At 58.4% G+C, this 17,110-nt stretch carries 14 protein-coding genes; 4 read left to right on the top strand and 10 right to left on the bottom strand.

Features of this window, described 5'->3' with window-relative positions; translation table 11 throughout:
• Window positions 1-2: 2 nt before the first annotated feature.
• Both ACR0J0_RS02860 and ACR0J0_RS02865 read right to left on the bottom strand, forming a co-directional pair.
• Window positions 3-761, bottom strand: a complete 759-nt coding sequence (locus ACR0J0_RS02860; protein WP_480661181.1) for a Hint domain-containing protein — start codon at window positions 759-761, stop codon at window positions 3-5.
• A 378-nt stretch (window positions 762-1,139) separates the two neighbouring features.
• Window positions 1,140-2,075: a DMT family transporter gene (locus tag ACR0J0_RS02865; RefSeq protein ID WP_480661182.1), complete on the bottom strand. Its 936-nt coding sequence runs from the start codon at window positions 2,073-2,075 to the stop codon at window positions 1,140-1,142.
• A gap of 153 nt (window positions 2,076-2,228) precedes the next feature.
• Here ACR0J0_RS02865 and ACR0J0_RS02870 point away from each other — a divergent pair, with 153 nt between their 5' ends.
• Window positions 2,229-3,242: a hypothetical protein gene (locus tag ACR0J0_RS02870; protein WP_480661183.1), complete on the top strand. Its 1,014-nt coding sequence runs from the start codon at window positions 2,229-2,231 to the stop codon at window positions 3,240-3,242.
• A gap of 6 nt (window positions 3,243-3,248) precedes the next feature.
• Here ACR0J0_RS02870 and upp read toward each other — a convergent pair whose 3' ends face one another.
• From upp to ACR0J0_RS02905, 7 genes are all read right to left on the bottom strand, one after another.
• Complete coding sequence (gene upp / locus ACR0J0_RS02875) at window positions 3,249-3,881, bottom strand: uracil phosphoribosyltransferase (protein WP_480661184.1); 633 nt, start codon at window positions 3,879-3,881, stop codon at window positions 3,249-3,251.
• A complete protein-coding gene (locus tag ACR0J0_RS02880) occupies window positions 3,878-4,864 on the bottom strand; it encodes an adenosine deaminase (RefSeq protein ID WP_480661185.1) in 987 nt (328 codons plus the stop codon). The genes upp and ACR0J0_RS02880 overlap by 4 nt, the downstream gene beginning before the upstream one ends.
• A complete protein-coding gene (locus ACR0J0_RS02885) occupies window positions 4,861-6,072 on the bottom strand; it encodes a phosphopentomutase (protein ID WP_480661186.1) in 1,212 nt (403 codons plus the stop codon). The genes ACR0J0_RS02880 and ACR0J0_RS02885 overlap by 4 nt, the downstream gene beginning before the upstream one ends.
• Complete coding sequence (locus ACR0J0_RS02890) at window positions 6,069-7,376, bottom strand: thymidine phosphorylase (RefSeq protein ID WP_480661187.1); 1,308 nt, start codon at window positions 7,374-7,376, stop codon at window positions 6,069-6,071. Before ACR0J0_RS02890 ends, ACR0J0_RS02885 begins: the two co-directional genes overlap by 4 nt.
• 4 nt (window positions 7,377-7,380) lie before the next feature.
• The gene (locus ACR0J0_RS02895; RefSeq protein ID WP_480661188.1) at window positions 7,381-7,773 is read right to left on the bottom strand and encodes a cytidine deaminase; all 393 of its coding nucleotides are present in this window, start codon (window positions 7,771-7,773) and stop codon (window positions 7,381-7,383) included.
• 104 nt (window positions 7,774-7,877) lie between these two features.
• Window positions 7,878-8,981 (bottom strand): cupin domain-containing protein, encoded by a 1,104-nt coding sequence (locus ACR0J0_RS02900; protein ID WP_480661189.1) that lies wholly within the window; start codon window positions 8,979-8,981, stop codon window positions 7,878-7,880.
• Complete coding sequence (locus ACR0J0_RS02905) at window positions 8,944-9,648, bottom strand: hypothetical protein (protein ID WP_480661190.1); 705 nt, start codon at window positions 9,646-9,648, stop codon at window positions 8,944-8,946. The genes ACR0J0_RS02900 and ACR0J0_RS02905 overlap by 38 nt, the downstream gene beginning before the upstream one ends.
• Window positions 9,649-9,833: 185 nt before the next feature.
• Here ACR0J0_RS02905 and ACR0J0_RS02910 point away from each other — a divergent pair, with 185 nt between their 5' ends.
• From ACR0J0_RS02910 to ACR0J0_RS02920, 3 genes are all read left to right on the top strand, one after another.
• Window positions 9,834-12,107, top strand: coding sequence for an NADP-dependent malic enzyme (locus ACR0J0_RS02910; RefSeq protein ID WP_480661191.1), 2,274 nt, complete (start codon window positions 9,834-9,836; stop codon window positions 12,105-12,107).
• A gap of 277 nt (window positions 12,108-12,384) precedes the next feature.
• Window positions 12,385-14,274, top strand: coding sequence for a propionate-CoA ligase PrpE (gene prpE, locus ACR0J0_RS02915; RefSeq protein WP_480661192.1), 1,890 nt, complete (start codon window positions 12,385-12,387; stop codon window positions 14,272-14,274).
• A 94-nt stretch (window positions 14,275-14,368) separates the two neighbouring features.
• A complete protein-coding gene (locus ACR0J0_RS02920) occupies window positions 14,369-15,808 on the top strand; it encodes an amidase family protein (RefSeq protein ID WP_480661193.1) in 1,440 nt (479 codons plus the stop codon).
• A gap of 258 nt (window positions 15,809-16,066) precedes the next feature.
• Here ACR0J0_RS02920 and ACR0J0_RS02925 read toward each other — a convergent pair whose 3' ends face one another.
• A complete protein-coding gene (locus tag ACR0J0_RS02925; RefSeq protein ID WP_480661194.1) occupies window positions 16,067-16,873 on the bottom strand; it encodes an NAD kinase in 807 nt (268 codons plus the stop codon).
• Between the last annotated feature and the right edge of the window lie 237 nt (window positions 16,874-17,110).

A 17,110-nucleotide genomic window follows, 5' to 3' on the forward strand; every position in this document is an offset into this window, starting at 1 on the left:
ATTCAGATTAATGGAGCAGGCCGCCCCGGCCGTCCTGGACGCCTTGCTCCCCTTACTGGCCGCGCCGGAAAAATCGGGTTCTGCATGATCGGCGCAGGCAATGCGCCCAGCGAATTAGCCAGAACCGCAATATCTCTGCTATGCGCCACCATATCGACTAAATCTGCCACCTGATCAGCGTCGACAAGTTCGTATGAGGCTGTCTGAGGCAGGTTGCGTGTTCCAAACCGTCCTGCGGGGCAATACGCGCGCAGACCGCCTTCGATGTAGATCACTTCGTCCTGCTCGAAGAACAGCGAACTGACGTCAAAGAAAGATGCAGGTGTGCCGGAAGAAAGCCGAAACGTTTCGCTTAAAACCCGCGCAGGAACAACCGGCATACTGATGGGCAACGTTATTGGACCACGGCTCAACTTGGTGTTGTCCAACGCCACACCCTGTTCAGGCATCAGCCAAACCGAGCGTCCGTTGTACAATGTGTTCGAAGGCACCCGAACAAGCAGATTCTCTATCCGGTTCTCGTTGGCCGGAACCGAGATGCAATTTGTTGAAACCCGGCAGACTTCCCTAAAGCCATTATCCAGTGTCCGGACCAGATCGCCAGCGCGCAATCGTTCAACAGGTTTCCACCCACGGTCCGTTGCGACTTTTGTTCCGTGGACAAACCCACCTCTGCGCGCATTCAGCGACACCGGAGGACCGACTTGCCTCGCATTATCCGGAACAGCTGAATAGCCTATAACACTCTGTACTTTTAACACGTGCCGCACCCACTTTTGACACAAACCAACTACGAAAAACGATTAACATACCATTTACATACAAGACTTATTTTTGACACATTGAGGCCAAATTTGGGTCGTTGAAGCTCTGATACTCACATAACCCCGAACAACCCTGCACAAAAAATCGGAATAAGCAGTAAATTGGAAACTATGAATTTCGAGTGCGAGTGACGTCCAACTTGATTCTGGCCGACTGCCTGACGGTGACTGTTGCATCAAGATGCGAGACAAAAACCGCCTTTAGTTGGATGCCTTACGGCAATTTCAAGCCTTGGCTCAACCAAACCCGGCAAAACTCATCAGGAGATATACGCCGTTGCCAGGCAGCGCCTGAAGGCGAGTTAAGGAAAAACGCTAAGCCGCCTCGGGGCGGGCTGCCTCGCGCCCGGCGCGCCAACCTAAAAGGGCACCTGCAGTTGCAATCAGTCCGATCCCCGCGATCTGCATCGCGCCGATGACCTGTCCGAATGCCACCCAGGCAAACAACGGGCCAAAGATCATGACCGAGTATTCAAAGACGGCAACATACGACGGTTCACCTACCTGATAGGCTTTGATCAACATGAAGACAGCAATCGTGGATCCGACCGCCTGTATCGCGACCCATGGCAAAGCGGGCTGCATCTGCCAGACCCAGCCCCGCGTGGCAAACCCGTCCGGACCGTCGGGCGCAGCCATCGGAAACACTTCCAGAACCAAAAGACCGATTGCCCCTGCCAGACCGAGTGTGACGATCATCGCCGCCAGCAGCGCAACGGTGCTTTCACCGGAGCAATGGCTGCGCGTGATCACCGCGCTCAGCGCATAAAACAAGCCTCCGGCGACGGGCAGCAAGCTACGGGCATCGAACTCATAAGGGTTGAGCTGCAGCACACACAGAATACCCGCAAATCCGAGCAGAACGGCCAGAATGCGCCACGGTCCGATCCGTTGTTTCATGGCAAGAGCCGAGATCAGAAGCACGAATATGGGCGAAGTGAACAGTCCTGCCAACGCCTGAGCAATCGGCATGACCGCCAGCGAGGCGAAATAGAACAGCATGGCCAGTGTGATCAGCACACTGCGCAGGATCACTGGGCCAAGCCGCTTGGGTCGCATCCCGCCCAGACCAAGCAGCGACAATACAAAAATCAGTGGCAACATCAGCAATGCGCGGCTCAGATGGAATTGCCACAGACCAATCGAGTCGGCCAACAGGATCACCACATTGTCGATCACACCGATGATCGCCATCGCACTGATCATCAAGACTGACGCCAGTATCGGTGAAGTTTGAGTGTCCGCCTGCATCTTCCGCCCCGGTTTCGCATTGGTGCACGGCAATCCGATTTTCCGCACGTCGTGATATCCAGCACAATTACCGATTGCCACGCAACAGGTTTGCGCCCTTTGAATTTACCATGTTAAGCTGGGTCAAAATAATAACGAGCAAACCTCACCTTGATGACGGCACTGAAACAGTACCAACGGATCGAAGCCACCGGTCTGTGGCGCCCTTCGCCCGACGTTCAACGGCGCGAGGTCGTGGTGTCCATTGGCGAGGCGACGCTGACGATTTCGGATTTCAACGACCGGGCGCTGACTCATTGGTCCCTGGCCGCGTTGGAGCGGCAGAATCCTGGTGCGTATCCAGCCATCTTCAACCCTGACGGAGATCCGGACGAAACGCTTGAGCTGGAAGAATCCGAGTCCACAATGATCGGGGCAATCGACCGTCTGCAAAAGGCCATCGACCGATCGCGGCCACATCCCGGCCGCTTGCGCTGGCTCAGCGTTGCGGGTGTGGTTTGTGCCGTTGCCGCGCTGTTGCTGTTTTGGGTTCCGGCCGCATTGCAGAGCCACGTCGTGTCAGTTGTCCCGGACATCAAGCGTCATGATATCGGCGACGCGATCCTTCGTCGGATCGAGCGTGTTTCCGGCACAGCATGTGCAACCGAAGACGCGCAACCTGCACTGGATCAGTTGGCGGCCCGTACAGGCGTTCGCGAAGTTGTCATTCTGCCCGCCGGGGTTCAAACCAGCCTCAGCCTTCCCGGTGGGATCATCCTGCTGAACCGGTCGTTGGTCGAAGACCACGAGGATCCATCGGTCGCAGCAGGATACATCATCGCTGAACGCGCACGTGCAACCGCACAAGACCCCTTGGATGAATTGCTGGACCGCACCGGCGCTACAACGGCCTTTCGCCTGCTGACGACCGGAGAACTAACACCCGAAATCGTCGACGCCTATACCGAGCAGGTGCTGTCCGAACCTCGCCCGTCTTTACCGGATGATGACTTGCTGGCTGTTTTTGCCCAAGCGGCGTTGCCTTCAACACCCTACGCTTACGCTGTGGATGTGACAGGCGAGACGGTTCTGGGCTTGATCGAAGCCGACCCGATGGCGGGCCGCCCCCTGTCACAAGTGTTGCCGGACCGCGATTGGGTCCGGCTGCAGAATATCTGCGGCGAGTAAGCCGGATTATTTGGTGCCGAACATCCGGTCGCCAGCATCACCCAAGCCGGGCATGATGTAGCCTTTCGAGTTCAGCTCACGATCCAACGACGCGGTGACGATCTTCACGTCAGGATGTGCCTCTTTCATGCGTTCAACGCCTTCAGGCGCAGCCAGCAGGCAGAGAAAGCGGATATCGGTGGCCCCGGCCTCTTTCAGCAGGTCAATCGCTGCAGCTGAGCTGTTGCCCGTGGCCAGCATCGGGTCAACGGCAATGACCAGACGGTCCTTCAGACCTTCAGGCGCTTTGAAGTAATACTGCACCGGCTTCAGCGTTTCTTCGTCGCGGTACAACCCGACAAACCCGACACGCGCCGAGGGCACCAGTTCAAGCACTCCGTCCAGCATGCCATTTCCGGCCCGCAGGATCGACACCAGCGCCAGTTTCTTGCCCGCCAGAATGGGGGCGTCCATCTCCTCCATCGGAGTTTCGATATGGCGGGTGGTTAGAGGCATCTCACGCGTGACCTCATAGGCCAGAAGCAGCGTGATCTCGCGCAGCAACTGACGGAATTCAGCGGTCGAGGTGCCCTTGTCTCGCATGAGCGTCAGTTTGTGCTGGACCAACGGGTGGTCGACGACGGTCAGGTGTTCGCTCATGTTCTCTCCAGTCTTTTCTTGACCCGCTCGCGGGTATCATCATCGCAGAAGGCCGCGTTCAGGGCCGTGTCATTCAGGGCTGCGAAATCCTCGGCGTCCCAGCCGAAGGCTTTGCCCAGCATCTCATATTCACGCCGCATCGTGGTATGGAAAAACGGTGGATCATCGGTGGAGACGGTGACATTGACGCCATGGTCGCGCAACCGGGCAACCGGATGCGCCGCAAAATCAGGAAATAGACCCAGAACCACGTTCGACCCCGGGCAAACCTCGAGTGTGACTTCGCGGTCGATGATTTCGTGAATCAGGTCAGGGTCCTCAATAGCACGAACCCCGTGGCCGACCCGTTCGACGCCCAACTCACGAACCGCATCGCGCACACTTTCCGGGCCGCCGAACTCTCCGGCATGTGTGGTCAGGCGCAGCCCGGCTTCGCGTGCGCAGTCAAAGGCCCATTTGTAGTCGCCCTGCTTGCCGACGGATTCGTTGCCGCCCATTCCAAACCCGGTAATCCAGTCCCCCGCAGTTTCGGCGGCGCAATGGGCGCTTTGTTTCGCCTGTTCCGGTCCGAAATGGCGGACACAGGTAACAACACCGCGCAGAGTGATATCGAACTTACGCTCCGCCTCGTCTGCTGCGTCCTGAATGGCGTTTAGGTAGTCACGCCAGGCGTGCAAATCACCGCCGCCGCAGAAGTCGGGGCTGAGGAAGGTTTCGGAATAAACCACTCCGTTGGCAGCGCTTTCTTCCAGAATGGCCAGCGTCAGACGTCGAAAATCTTCAGGTGATTTCAGTACTTCACAGGCGGCTTCGTACACACTGAGGAAATGCGCAAAGTCGCGGAAATCATAGCTCCCATCAGGTTTGAAGATACCGCTCAGATCAATGCGTTTTTCATGTGCCAGCTGACGGATAAAAGCAGGTGGGGCCGCGCCTTCGTGATGCAAGTGCAGCTCGATTTTGGGCAGGTCTGCGACGTTCATAGAAAAGTCCTCCCCGGCCCTTGTGCCGGAATGTTGAGGTGGTGTGCGATGCTGGCCGCAACGTCCGCGAAGTTAACGGAACCGATTTGACCCGCCCCTTGCCCGGCTATCAGAACAGGCACTTGTTCGCGCGTATGATCGGTACCAATCCAGCTTGGATCATTGCCGTGGTCTGCGGTCAACAGCATCAAATCGCCCGGGCGCAGTTTGCTCAGGATCACACCGATTTCTTGGTCGAACCACTCCAGCGCGCGCGCATAGCCGCTAATATCGCGGCGGTGGCCATAAAGGCTGTCGAATTCAACGAAATTGGCAAAGGTCAGGCTTCCCTCCTCGGCCTCATCGACCAGATCGGACAGGTGCCCCATCAGTTCGACATCCGAGCCCTTGCGCAGCGTGTCGATCCCTTGCATCGAAAAGATGTCGCCGATCTTGCCCACCGCATGGACTCGACGGCCCGCGTCCTGCACCCAGTTTGTCAGAACCGGCCCAGGAGGCAGGATCGCAAAGTCTTTTCGGTTGGTGGTGCGGGTAAAGCCCTCTTCTGGTGAGCCGATAAATGGCCGCGCAATAACACGGCCCACCTTCATACCATGCAGACGCGAGGCAAGTGCTTTGCACATCTCCAGCAAACGGTCGAGGCCAAAGCTCTCTTCATGCGCCGCGATCTGAAAGACGCTGTCGGCGGAGGTGTAGCAGATGGGCCAGCCGGTGCGCATATGCTCGGCCCCCAACTCGGCAATGATAGCCGTGCCCGAGGCATGGCGGTCGCCGAGAATGCCGTCGGTCCCGGCGGCTTCAGCGGCCGCCCGGCTCAGATCGGCGGGAAAGGACGGTGTGGTGTCCGGGAAGTAGTGCCAGTCCCATGGCACGGGCAGCCCGGCCAGTTCCCAATGTCCTGAAGGCGTGTCCTTGCCCGGCGAATGCTCGCGCGCGCATCCCCAAAGGCCAGTGGGTTCTGCGTCCAACCCCGGTGTTTCCGACCCCGAAGCGAGCCGCGTGGCGGCCCCCAAGCCAAGCGCCTCCAGATTGGGCAGGATCAGCGGGCCGGAACGTCCTTCCTCAGCCCGTCCTTCTGCGCAGGCCTGCGCGATATGGGCCAGCGTGTTTGCGCCGGTGTCGGGAACATCGCCATTGAAGAACCGATCCGCATCCGGTGCACCACCGATGCCGACCGAGTCCATAACCACCAGAAACGCACGGGTCACGGTGTGATCCTTTCGTGGATAAGCGCGGGCAGCATGGGGGCATCATCGCCGATTGTGATGGCTTTGAGAACCGCAGCCGCAGCCTGTTGCGCAGCATCTTCGCGCGCAGCGTGGATCACCGCCAGGGGCGCGCCTTTTTCGATTTTGTCGCCCAGCCGGACGATGCTCGACAGACCCACCGCCGGATCGATCACATCGTCCTCGACCTGCCGCCCGCCGCCCAGCGCAACCACGGTAAGACCCAGAGCTTCGCCGTCGATGGCCGTAATATGGCCGTTGGCCGGAGCCGGAACTTCGAGGATCACACTGGCTTCGGGCAGATAGCGGGACCAATTGTCCACGAACTGCAAAGGCCCACCAACAGCGGCCATCATGCGCCCGAACCGTTCGGCGGCACGGCCGTCGCGGATGACGTCGGTGATTTTGTCGCGCCCCTCGTCCGGGGTGGAGAACATGCCAGCATCGGCGAGCAGGACACCACCCAGTTCAGCCGAGATTTCGACCAGCGGCGCATAATGCGTCTGCGTCAGGACTTTCATCACCTCGGCCACTTCCAGCGCATTGCCCAGCGCGGGGGCCAAAGGTTGGTGCATATCGGTGATCACGGCAGATGTCCGGCATCCCGCTGCGTTTGCAGTTTCCGACAGGGCTTTTGCCAGCTTCTGCGCGTCCTCAAGCGTTTTCATGAATGCGCCGCTGCCGACTTTGACGTCCAGCACCAATGCCTCGGGGCTGGCGGCCAGTTTCTTGGACAGAATAGACGCGGTAATCAGGTCCAGGCTTTCCACGGTCGCAGTCACATCCCGGATCGCATAAAGCCGCTTGTCCGCCGGAGCGATCTGCCCTGTAGCACCCACAATGGCTGCGCCGGTTTCGCGCAGAATTTGCGTCAAGCGGTCTTGCCCGATCTGCGTACTGACACCTGGAATTGCCTCCAGCTTATCCAGCGTGCCACCAGTATGGCCCAGCCCACGGCCCGAGATCATGGGAACGTAAGCCCCAAGTTCGGCCAGCGCCGGGGCAAGCACCAGACTCACGCTATCACCGACCCCGCCGGTGGAGTGTTTGTCGATCACCGGACCGTCAAAGTCCCAGCTCAGAACGTCTCCGCTGTCGCGCATCGCGACGGTCAGATCAGCACGTCCCTGCGCACTAAGCCCGCCCATGCAAACAGCCATAGCGAAGGCCCCCGCCTGTGCGTCGCTGACGCCACCATCAGCAAGGCCCTGCGCAAACCAATTCAACTCGTCGCTGGTTGGCACTTCGTTCCGGCGCAGTTTTGCAATGATCGAACGCGCGTCCATGGGGTCAGGCGTCTTCCATGTGTGAGGCGTCGAAAGCGCCGGGCAGTAGTTCGCCGATCGTTGTCGCGAATTCAGCGCCGTCGACTGTCGCAAGGGTTACTTTGACCTCACGCTTACCAAATTCGGCCAGCTTCTGTCTGCACCCGCCGCACGGCGGCACCGGTTGCGGGCTAGAAGCGACCACATAGACCTCGGACAATTCCTGCTCGCCCGCCGCAACCATCGCTGCGATTGCACCGGCCTCGGCACAAGTGCCTTCCGGATACGCCACGTTTTCCACGTTACAGCCGGAATAGACCTCACCGCTTGCGGAACGGATCGCGGCACCAACTTTGAAGTTGGAATAAGGCGCATAGGCTCTTTCCCGGACAGACAGCGCTGCATCTTTCAAAGTCATGGCGATTCCTCATTTTTTGATCAACTGGTCAGAAAATAATACCCTAATTGAAAACGCCCGGGGAGTTGAACCCCCGGACGCAAGATTCCTGAGCTATTTTTCACCTAACCCAGCTTGGTGTTGAATGTCCCCGGCAGGGTGACTTCAAGCAATTCGACATCATCCGAGGGATCGGACAGGCAGGTGCGCATTCCGGGCGGGATTACGAAGGCGTCGCCTTGCTCCAACCGGAAGGGATCGCGCCCCTCGCCTTCCAGCGTCACCTCGCCATTCATGACAAAGGTAAAGTGGATATCGGTGTCATGAGACGCCCAAACAGGATCGCCCTGCCCTTTGCGCACAACCTGCACCCCTGCAACGCCTTTGGTGTTCTCGGCAATCGTGGTGTCGCGACAGACATAGCCCGGCAAGCGGAACGTGCCCCAGCCCGCCCCCTCGGCTTTGTTGTAGACGAAACGCTGACCCTGCCATTCACGATCCGGGCAATAGTGAGGTGTCGGCAACGCCATCTCGTGATCGATTTCGGTTACGTGTTCGGCGGGCACGCCGATTTCGATAACCTGAACGTTGTCCGATGCCTCCAACACACGGTGGCGGATTTCAGGCGGCTGGATAAAGCAATCCCCGGCCGTCAGCCGCATCTTGTCGCCCTGATCCTCATAAACAACGTCCACCCAACCATGAATGCAGAAGATCAGCTGAAAACCCACCTTGTGGAAATGCACCATGTCCGGAACCGGACCGCCATCGGGAATGCGGATATGGCTGGCGATGATCGAGCCACCCAGCCGGTCCGGCACCAGATCGCGGTAATGCATCCCGGCCCGTCCGATGATCCAAGGCGCCTGATCCTTGAGCCTGCGCACCACGAAAGAGTGCACGGTTTCAGGCATCACCATCGGTGGGTTCAGTTCGTCAATCTCGACACGGGTCCCGTTCGGCGCAACCAGACTGCGCCGACCTTCAGCAAATTCATCAGGATTGTCAGTCAGAATTCGGATCGTCCCGGCGGCCTCGGGCGCGTCTTTTTCGACCCGTAGGCGCAGACCATGACCTGAAAACACGGCAACGCGCGGGTCATCGGCGGGATAGATCATGTCCATCCTCATACCAAGGACCTTGGTGAAAAACGGGATGTCGTCGCGCAGCTCGTTTGTCGGCAGGCGGATTTCAGCGCGCGTCTGGCTGTTTTTGGGGCTCGAAGTCATTCAATGTCTCTTCGCTGTCGGATTTTGGCCATCCGATCAGAACCGAGGTCAAAATGCCAATCGAAAAAAACATCTCAAGCGTTTCTTCCAGTACAAAAAAACGCACCATCATGATTGCTGACAGATCGGCGCTGTAGATTCCGGAAACTTCTTCAATAAGCTGGGCAATAACGGCCAGCATCCCTGTCAGAACAAAGATAACGAAGAACGGAACCCGACGCTTAACAGCCCGCCACGCGTTTGGCACGCCATGCCAGACAACACCGCCGACGACGAGAACCGCCAGAATGATCCGGACTAGCGTCATATCAAGCAAACCGTCGAGGCCGTTCAGCACCCAATATGGCACACTGTCTACCGGGTAGATATCCGCCTCAAGCTCGCGCTCAGCCAGCAACAGGCAAACCAATCCGATGTAGAGACGGCTGATTCCGGGATACCGCCAGAGCGCGACAAGTCCAGCCGCAAAAAGCGCCGCGGCAGAGATCGTTTCGAACAATCCCCCCTCTTCGTTAAAAGGCAGGGCTTGAATGGGCCAGATACAAACAGCCGCGAGAACTACGAGGGCAGCAAACAGCACAGATGCGTAAACCAAACGCTCTGGGCCAACGGAAACCTGATCTACAGAGAGGGCAGTCCCGGCCTGAAATTCATCCTTATAGCTCATTTACGCGTGCCGATGCTCGATAGGTCCGGATTGGGTCCAAAGTTGCTCGAATGTAAATTTTCTATGATAGCTTTCAACCGGAGCCCGGAAGAGTTTTACCAAACTGTTGCAAAATGACGTAACGTAGCCAAATCGAGAAAATTAGTTTAACGCTAAATCAAATTTCCGAAGGAGTTGAATCGCCGATGTCCGACACACCCAGCCTGCGGCAGGCCGCGCTTGACTATCATGCCCATCCGAAGCCCGGTAAGCTTGAAATCAAGGCTACGAAACCGATGGCAAACGGCCGCGATCTGGCACGCGCCTATTCGCCGGGCGTCGCCGAGGCCAGCCTCGAGATCAAAGCGGATGCCTCCAACGCCGAACTCTATACCGCGCGCGGCAACCTTGTGGCCGTGGTTTCAAATGGAACAGCGGTTTTGGGGCTGGGCAATATTGGTGCGCTGGCGTCCAAACCGGTGATGGAGGGCAAAGCGGTCCTGTTCAAAAAGTTCGCCGGGATCGACTGCTTTGACATCGAGGTCGATCAACCCGATCCGGAAAAGCTGGCAGACATCGTTTGCGCGCTGGAACCAACTTTTGGCGCGATCAATCTGGAAGACATCAAGGCACCGGATTGCTTTGTCGTCGAAAAATTATGCCGCGAGCGGATGAACATCCCGGTATTTCACGATGACCAGCACGGCACTGCGATTGTCGTGGGTGCTGCGGCCAAGAACGCTCTGCACGTAGCCGGGAAGAGCTTTGAAGACATCAAGGTTGTTTCTACTGGCGGCGGCGCGGCGGGTATTGCCTGCCTGATGATGCTGGTCAAACTGGGCGTCAAGCGCGAGAACATCTGGTTGTGCGACATTCACGGGCTTGTCTACGAAGGCCGGGAAGAGGACATGAACCCCCACAAGGATCAGTTCGCGCAGAAATCGGACTTGCGTACACTGGATGACGTGATCGGCGACGCGGATCTGTTCCTCGGCCTTAGCGGACCGAATGTGCTGAAGCCCGAGATGGTCGAGAAAATGGCCAAGCGCCCGATCATCTTTGCACTGGCCAACCCGACCCCGGAAATCCTGCCGCAAGCAGCGCGTGAGGTTGCCCCAGACGCGATCATCGCGACAGGCCGCAGCGATTTCCCCAACCAGGTCAACAACGTGCTCTGCTTTCCTTTCATCTTCCGCGGTGCGTTGGATGTCGGCGCGACGGAAATCAACGATGAAATGCAGATCGCCTGCGTCGACGGCATCGCCGAGATGGCCCGCGCCACGACAAGTGCCGAGGCAGCGGCGGCGTATAAGGGCGAACAGCTGACCTTCGGCCCCGACTACCTGATCCCCAAGCCCTTTGACCCGCGCCTCGTCGGCGTCGTGTCCTCATCCGTCGCCAAGGCCGCGATGGACAGCGGCGTCGCCAAGCGCCCGATCGCCGACATTGAGGCGTACAAAGAAAAATTGAACCAGACCGTGTTCAAATCCGCCCTTCTGATGCGCCCGGTGTTTGAGGCCGCCGCCGTCGCCTCACGCCGGATCGTGTTTGCCGAAGGTGAAGACGAGAGGGTATTGCGCGCCGCTCAGGCCATTCTCGAGGAAACGACCGAGACTCCGATTCTGATCGGCCGTCCGGACGTGATCAACACGCGGTGCGAAAGGTTGGGTCTGACGGTACGCCCCGGAAAAGACTTTCAGATCGTGAACCCGCATGATGACCCCCGGTATTATGACTACTGGAACTCGTACCACCAGCTTATGCAGCGCCGCGGTGTTACGCCCGATCTGGCCAAAGCGATTATGCGCACCAACAACACCGCCATTGCGGCGATCATGGTACACAGAGGCGAGGCCGACAGCATGATCTGCGGTACGTTTGGCGAATACCGCTGGCACCTGAATTACGTCGAACAGGTTTTGGACGACGGCGATCTGCGTCCTCAAGGGGCGCTGTCGCTGATGATCCTGGAAGACGGCCCCCTGTACATCGCCGATACCCATGTCCGACAACTGCCGACACCCGAAGAACTGGCCGAGACCACAATTGGTGCCGCGCGCCACGTTCGGCGGTTCGGGATTGAACCCAAAATCGCCTTCTGCTCGCAGTCGCAGTTCGGCAATCAGGCCGAGGGGTCAGGGAAACGGTTGCGCGCGGCGTTGGATATCCTCGACTCCGAACCGCGCGATTTCACCTATGAAGGTGAAATGAACCTGGATGTGGCACTGGACCCCGAGCTTCGGTCCCGCATCTTCCCGAATTCCCGCCTTGAGGGGCCGGCCAACGTTCTGATCTTTGCCCATGCAGACGCGGCAAGTGGCGTGCGCAATATCCTCAAGATGAAGGCCGACGGCCTGGAGGTCGGACCGATCCTGATGGGGATGGGCAACAAGGCTCATATCGTAACGCCATCCATAACAGCGCGCGGGTTGCTGAATATGGCGGCGATCGCAGGGACTCCGGTTGCGCACTACGGTTAATTAACCAGCGTACAATACCAAGGGCGCCAACAGTGGCGCCCTTTTTTGATTCTGGCGGTTGCTCAATATTTGCACGCCGAACTATTCAAATTTGCAAAAATGCAAAATCAATCGCAAAAACCCCGTTAATCGACGTCGGTTTGCAAAAGTTTGCAGCGGAAATCAGCAATTCTTGCAAATATTTTGCGATAAAGTGACGCTCCGTCATTGCGCTCGCTTGTGCGGTGTCCGTCGGCCACATAACACACTTCTCAAGGAATTTTCGGAGGAGGTCATCTTGGCTTATCAGGACGTTTACGAAAGCTGGAAATCGGACCCAGAAGCATTCTGGATGGAGGCCGCGCAGGCAATCGATTGGGTTCACCCCCCAACCAAGGCTCTGTTTGACGACAACGCCCCTCTGTACGAATGGTTCAGTGATGCCAAAGTGAATACCTGCTGGAATGCGGTGGACCGGCATGTTGAGAACGGTCGCGGCGAACAGACCGCAATCATCTATGACAGCCCTATCACGCATACCAAGCGCGAGATTTCTTATATGGAGCTGCGCAACCGCGTCGCCACGCTGGCAGGAGCGTTGCGGGCCAAAGGCGTCGGAAAAGGCGACCGGGTCATCATCTACATGCCGATGATCCCCGAAGCGCTGGAGGCGATGCTGGCCTGTGCCCGCCTGGGCGCCGTGCATTCTGTGGTGTTCGGCGGCTTTGCCAGCAACGAGTTGGCCGTGCGGATCGACGACGCCAAGCCCAAGGCCATCATCGCCGCATCCTGCGGGATGGAGCCGGGGCGCGTAGTGCACTATAAACCGCTGCTGGACGGCGCCATCGACATGGCCAGCCACAAGCCCGAGTTCTGCGTGATCTTCCAGCGCGAACAGGAAGTGGCGCAATTGGTCGAAGGCCGTGATGTCAACTGGCACGGGTTTCAGTACGGGGTCGAACCGGCGGATTGTGTGCCGGTGGCCGGGAACGATCCGGCCTATATCCTCTATACCTCTGGCACAACGGGCGCGCCCAAAGGCGTCGTGCGTCCGACTGCTGGCCATCTGGTCGCGCTGAACTGGACGATGAAGAACATCTACGATGTCGATCCCGGAGATGTATTCTGGGCGGCGTCCGATGTCGGGTGGGTCGTAGGGCATTCCTACATCTGCTACGCCCCGCTGATCCACGGGAACACAACTATCGTGTTCGAAGGTAAACCGGTCGGGACCCCCGATGCCGGAACCTTCTGGCGCGTGATTTCAGAGCACAACGTCAAAAGCTTCTTCACCGCCCCAACCGCCATCCGCGCCGTCAAACGCGAGGACCCCAAGGGCGAGTTGTTGGCGAAATACGACCTTTCCTGCTTGCGTGCATTGTTCCTGGCCGGTGAGCGCGCCGACCCTGATACCATCGAATGGGCACAAGACGCGCTGAAAGTGCCGGTGATCGACCATTGGTGGCAGACCGAGACCGGTTGGACCATCGCAGGCAACCCGCTGGGTATCGAGGAACTGCCTGTCAAACTGGGCTCGCCCGCCAAGCCGATGCCGGGTTATGACGTGCAAATCCTTGACGAAGGCGGTCACCCGATGAGACCCGGCGAACTGGGTGCGATTGCGGTCAAGCTGCCCCTGCCCCCGGGTACTCTGCCAACACTGTGGAATGCGGAAGAGCGGTTCAAAAGCTCTTACTTGAACCACTTCCCCGGCTATTATGAAACCGGCGATGCCGGCATGGTGGACGAGGACGGTTATCTCTACATCATGGCGCGCACGGACGACGTAATCAACGTCGCAGGCCACCGTCTGTCTACCGGTGGGATGGAAGAGGTTCTGGCCGCACACCCCGACGTGGCCGAATGTGCCGTGATCGGCGTGACTGATCAGTTGAAAGGCCAGATGCCCGTTGGCTTCCTGTGCCTGAACGCTGGTTGCGACCGTGACCATAGCGAAATCGTTCAGGATGTGATCAAGCTGGTGCGCGAAAAGATCGGGCCGGTTGCTGCGTTCAAACTGGCCGTAGTGGTGGATCGTCTGCCCAAGACACGCTCGGGCAAAATCCTGCGCGGGACGATGGTATCGATTGCGGACAGCAAGGAATACAAGATGCCGGCAACCATCGACGATCCGGCAATCCTGGACGAGATCTCGGATGCGTTGAAAACCATTGGTTACGCGCAGTAATCGAACAGCGGGCGACGATCCGTCGCCCGTCGCGCCTCTTTCACTTGCAACCTGAAACAGGCCCCCTACTGTCATCCAAAGACAGTGAGGGCCCATGACAGAATCCGACATCTGGCGTCTGAGCGCCACCGACCTGACAGCCTTGACCCGCAGCGGCGACCTGAGTGCTGAGGAAGTCACGCAGGACGCCATCAACCGAATGCATCAGGTCAATCCTGACTTGAACGCGGTGGTCGAGGACCTCAGCGACGAGGCGTTGGCCCGAGCACGCGATCTGGATGCGGCAGTTGCGAGCGGTGCGCCTGCGGGTACCCTCCATGGGGTTCCTGTCACTATCAAAATCAACGTTGATCAAACGGGACACGCGACTTCGAATGGAGTGGTCGCCCTGAAGGATGTGATTGCGCCCGACGATGCCCCCATCGTGCGCAACCTTCAGAACGCCGGAGCTATCGTAATAGGGCGAACAAACACGCCCGAGTTTTCATTCCGGGCCGATACCGACAATCCTTTGCACGGGCGTACCTATAATCCGTGGGGGCGGCATATCTCACCCGGCGGGTCCTCGGGTGGTGCAGGCGCGGCCGTGATGGCGGGGATCGGTGCGCTGGCCCACGGCAATGACATCGGCGGCAGCCTGCGGTTTCCGGCTGCGGCCAACGGTGCGGTCACCGTCAAACCCGGTCTCGGCCGCGTTCCAGCATGGAACCCCAGTCAACAGGCTGAACGCGGAATTTTGGCGCAATCCATGTCGGTACAAGGGTTGATCACTCGCTCGGCGGCTGACCTTCACCTGTCGATGCCCAGCATGATCGCCCCGGACCCGCGCGACCCATTTCACGTTCCAATGCCGTGGCGCGGTGACGCTATAGATGGCCCTATCAAAGTGGCCTTCACCAAAAACACCTTTGGTTATTCCCTGCATCCAGAGGTCGACAAAGCTCTGGACACGGCCCGCGACGCGCTGGTCGATGCTGGGTATTTGGTCGACGAGATCAATCCGCCCGACGTCTTCGAATGCGGGCGGTCCGGCTATCGCGCCTTGATGGGAGAAGTTTTGACGCTGCTACGAAGCGATATCGAGGCTGCGGGGTCAGAGACCATCCGTGAGATTTTCGAGGTCTACTTTCAGGAATTCCCGCCCATCGTGGAAACCGACCTGATCCGCATGCTTGCCAAGCGCAGCCATTACGCACGCGAATGGTCGATGTTCATGGAAGACTACCCTTTGGTTCTGTCACCCTTCCTACCGCAACCGTTCTTTGGCCCGGACCGGGACACCGAAGGCGCAGAAGGGGTGCATGAAGTTCTGGGCTGCGCGGTCTATTCCTATGCGATGAACTTCCTCGGCCTGCCCGCGGCCTGCGTTCCGGCCCGGCTGGCGGAGTTGCCACAAGGTCCGCAACCCATCAACGTCCAGATTGCCGCCCGCCGCTGGCGCGAAGACATGGCCGTCGACGCGGCCGCCGCAATCGAAGCGCGTGTCGGCCAGATGTGTTTTCCGCTTTGGGACAAGATGGCCGCGCCCGTATGAATTGGGCGGGCACAAAAATAGACCCCGGGTTATTGTGCCCGGGGTCCGCTTGCTAAAATATACCCGGATATCTCTAACGAGCGTAGCACCACCTACCCTCGCCAGCGCGAAAACTGCGCACTCGTTCGACAACGCCGTTTGGTGGCCACTCACTCCCACCTTGACGTATTTTCCGGGCATTTTCAGGTTACCGAAAACTTAATGAATCTCGTGTGAACTGGTTCACACAAGTCCAAAAAAATTCGTATTGACACTAATTTACGTGAATTGCTCAGAGATTAAGCGTTCTTCCAATCCATGCCCGGGGTCAAACAGAATACGGTGCTGGATAGACGGTTCCGACCGGATTTCGACCCAGTCAATATCGGCAAATGACACCGAGTCCGCATCCGCCATGACCGGACGCTTATCGGCATCCAGAACATCGAAACGTACCTTAGCGATCTTGGGCAACAATGCTCCGCGCCACCGACGCGGCCTGAACGCCGCAATTGCCGTCAGTGCAAGAACGTCTGACCCGATTGGCAAGATCGGACCATGCGCCGAATAGTTGTACGCTGTCGATCCGGCTGGCGTCGACAGCAGGGCTCCGTCACAGACCAGTTCCGGCATCCGCACCCGCCCATCGACGCTGATCTTCAGCCGCGCCGCCTGCGGACCGGCGCGCAGCAGCGACACCTCGTTGATGGCCAGCGCCTCATGCAGCTTGCCGGATTGATCCATAGCCTGCATTGCCAGAGGGTTGATCACCTCTTCTTCGGCCGCGGCCAAACGCTCCATCAGGTCGTCTTCATGAAACTCATTCATAAGAAACCCGATGGTGCCGCGGTTCATGCCATAAACCGGCGTATCGAGGTGCTGCATGTTGTGCAGCGTGTGCAACATGAACCCGTCCCCGCCCAGGGCGACCACCACATCCGCATCCCGGGGTGCCGCATTGCCGTACAGTTTCACAAGGCTGTCCCGCGCAATTTGCGCCACTTTGACGTCGCTGGCGAGAAAGGCGATTCTCTTTGTCATATTTTCCGGTTTCCGGTGCTGCACATTTGGTTCCGAAACAACCATACCTTTCCCCGATAGGCCAGACTTGACGCCACAGCGGGCCAAATCGTCGCTTTAAAGCTTTTGCGTATGTACCGTTTCCGATAGGAAATCCGCAAGATTCTTACCCAGCCATGTGGAGCGCCCATGAACGCCAATCTCCGTGATACCGGATTTTTCACCCAGTCTTTGTCTGACCGTGATCCCGAGCTGTTCGGCTCGATCACGTCCGAGCTGGGCCGCCAGCGTGACGAGATCGAA

This window comes from Ruegeria sp. BF12, assembly GCF_056538705.1.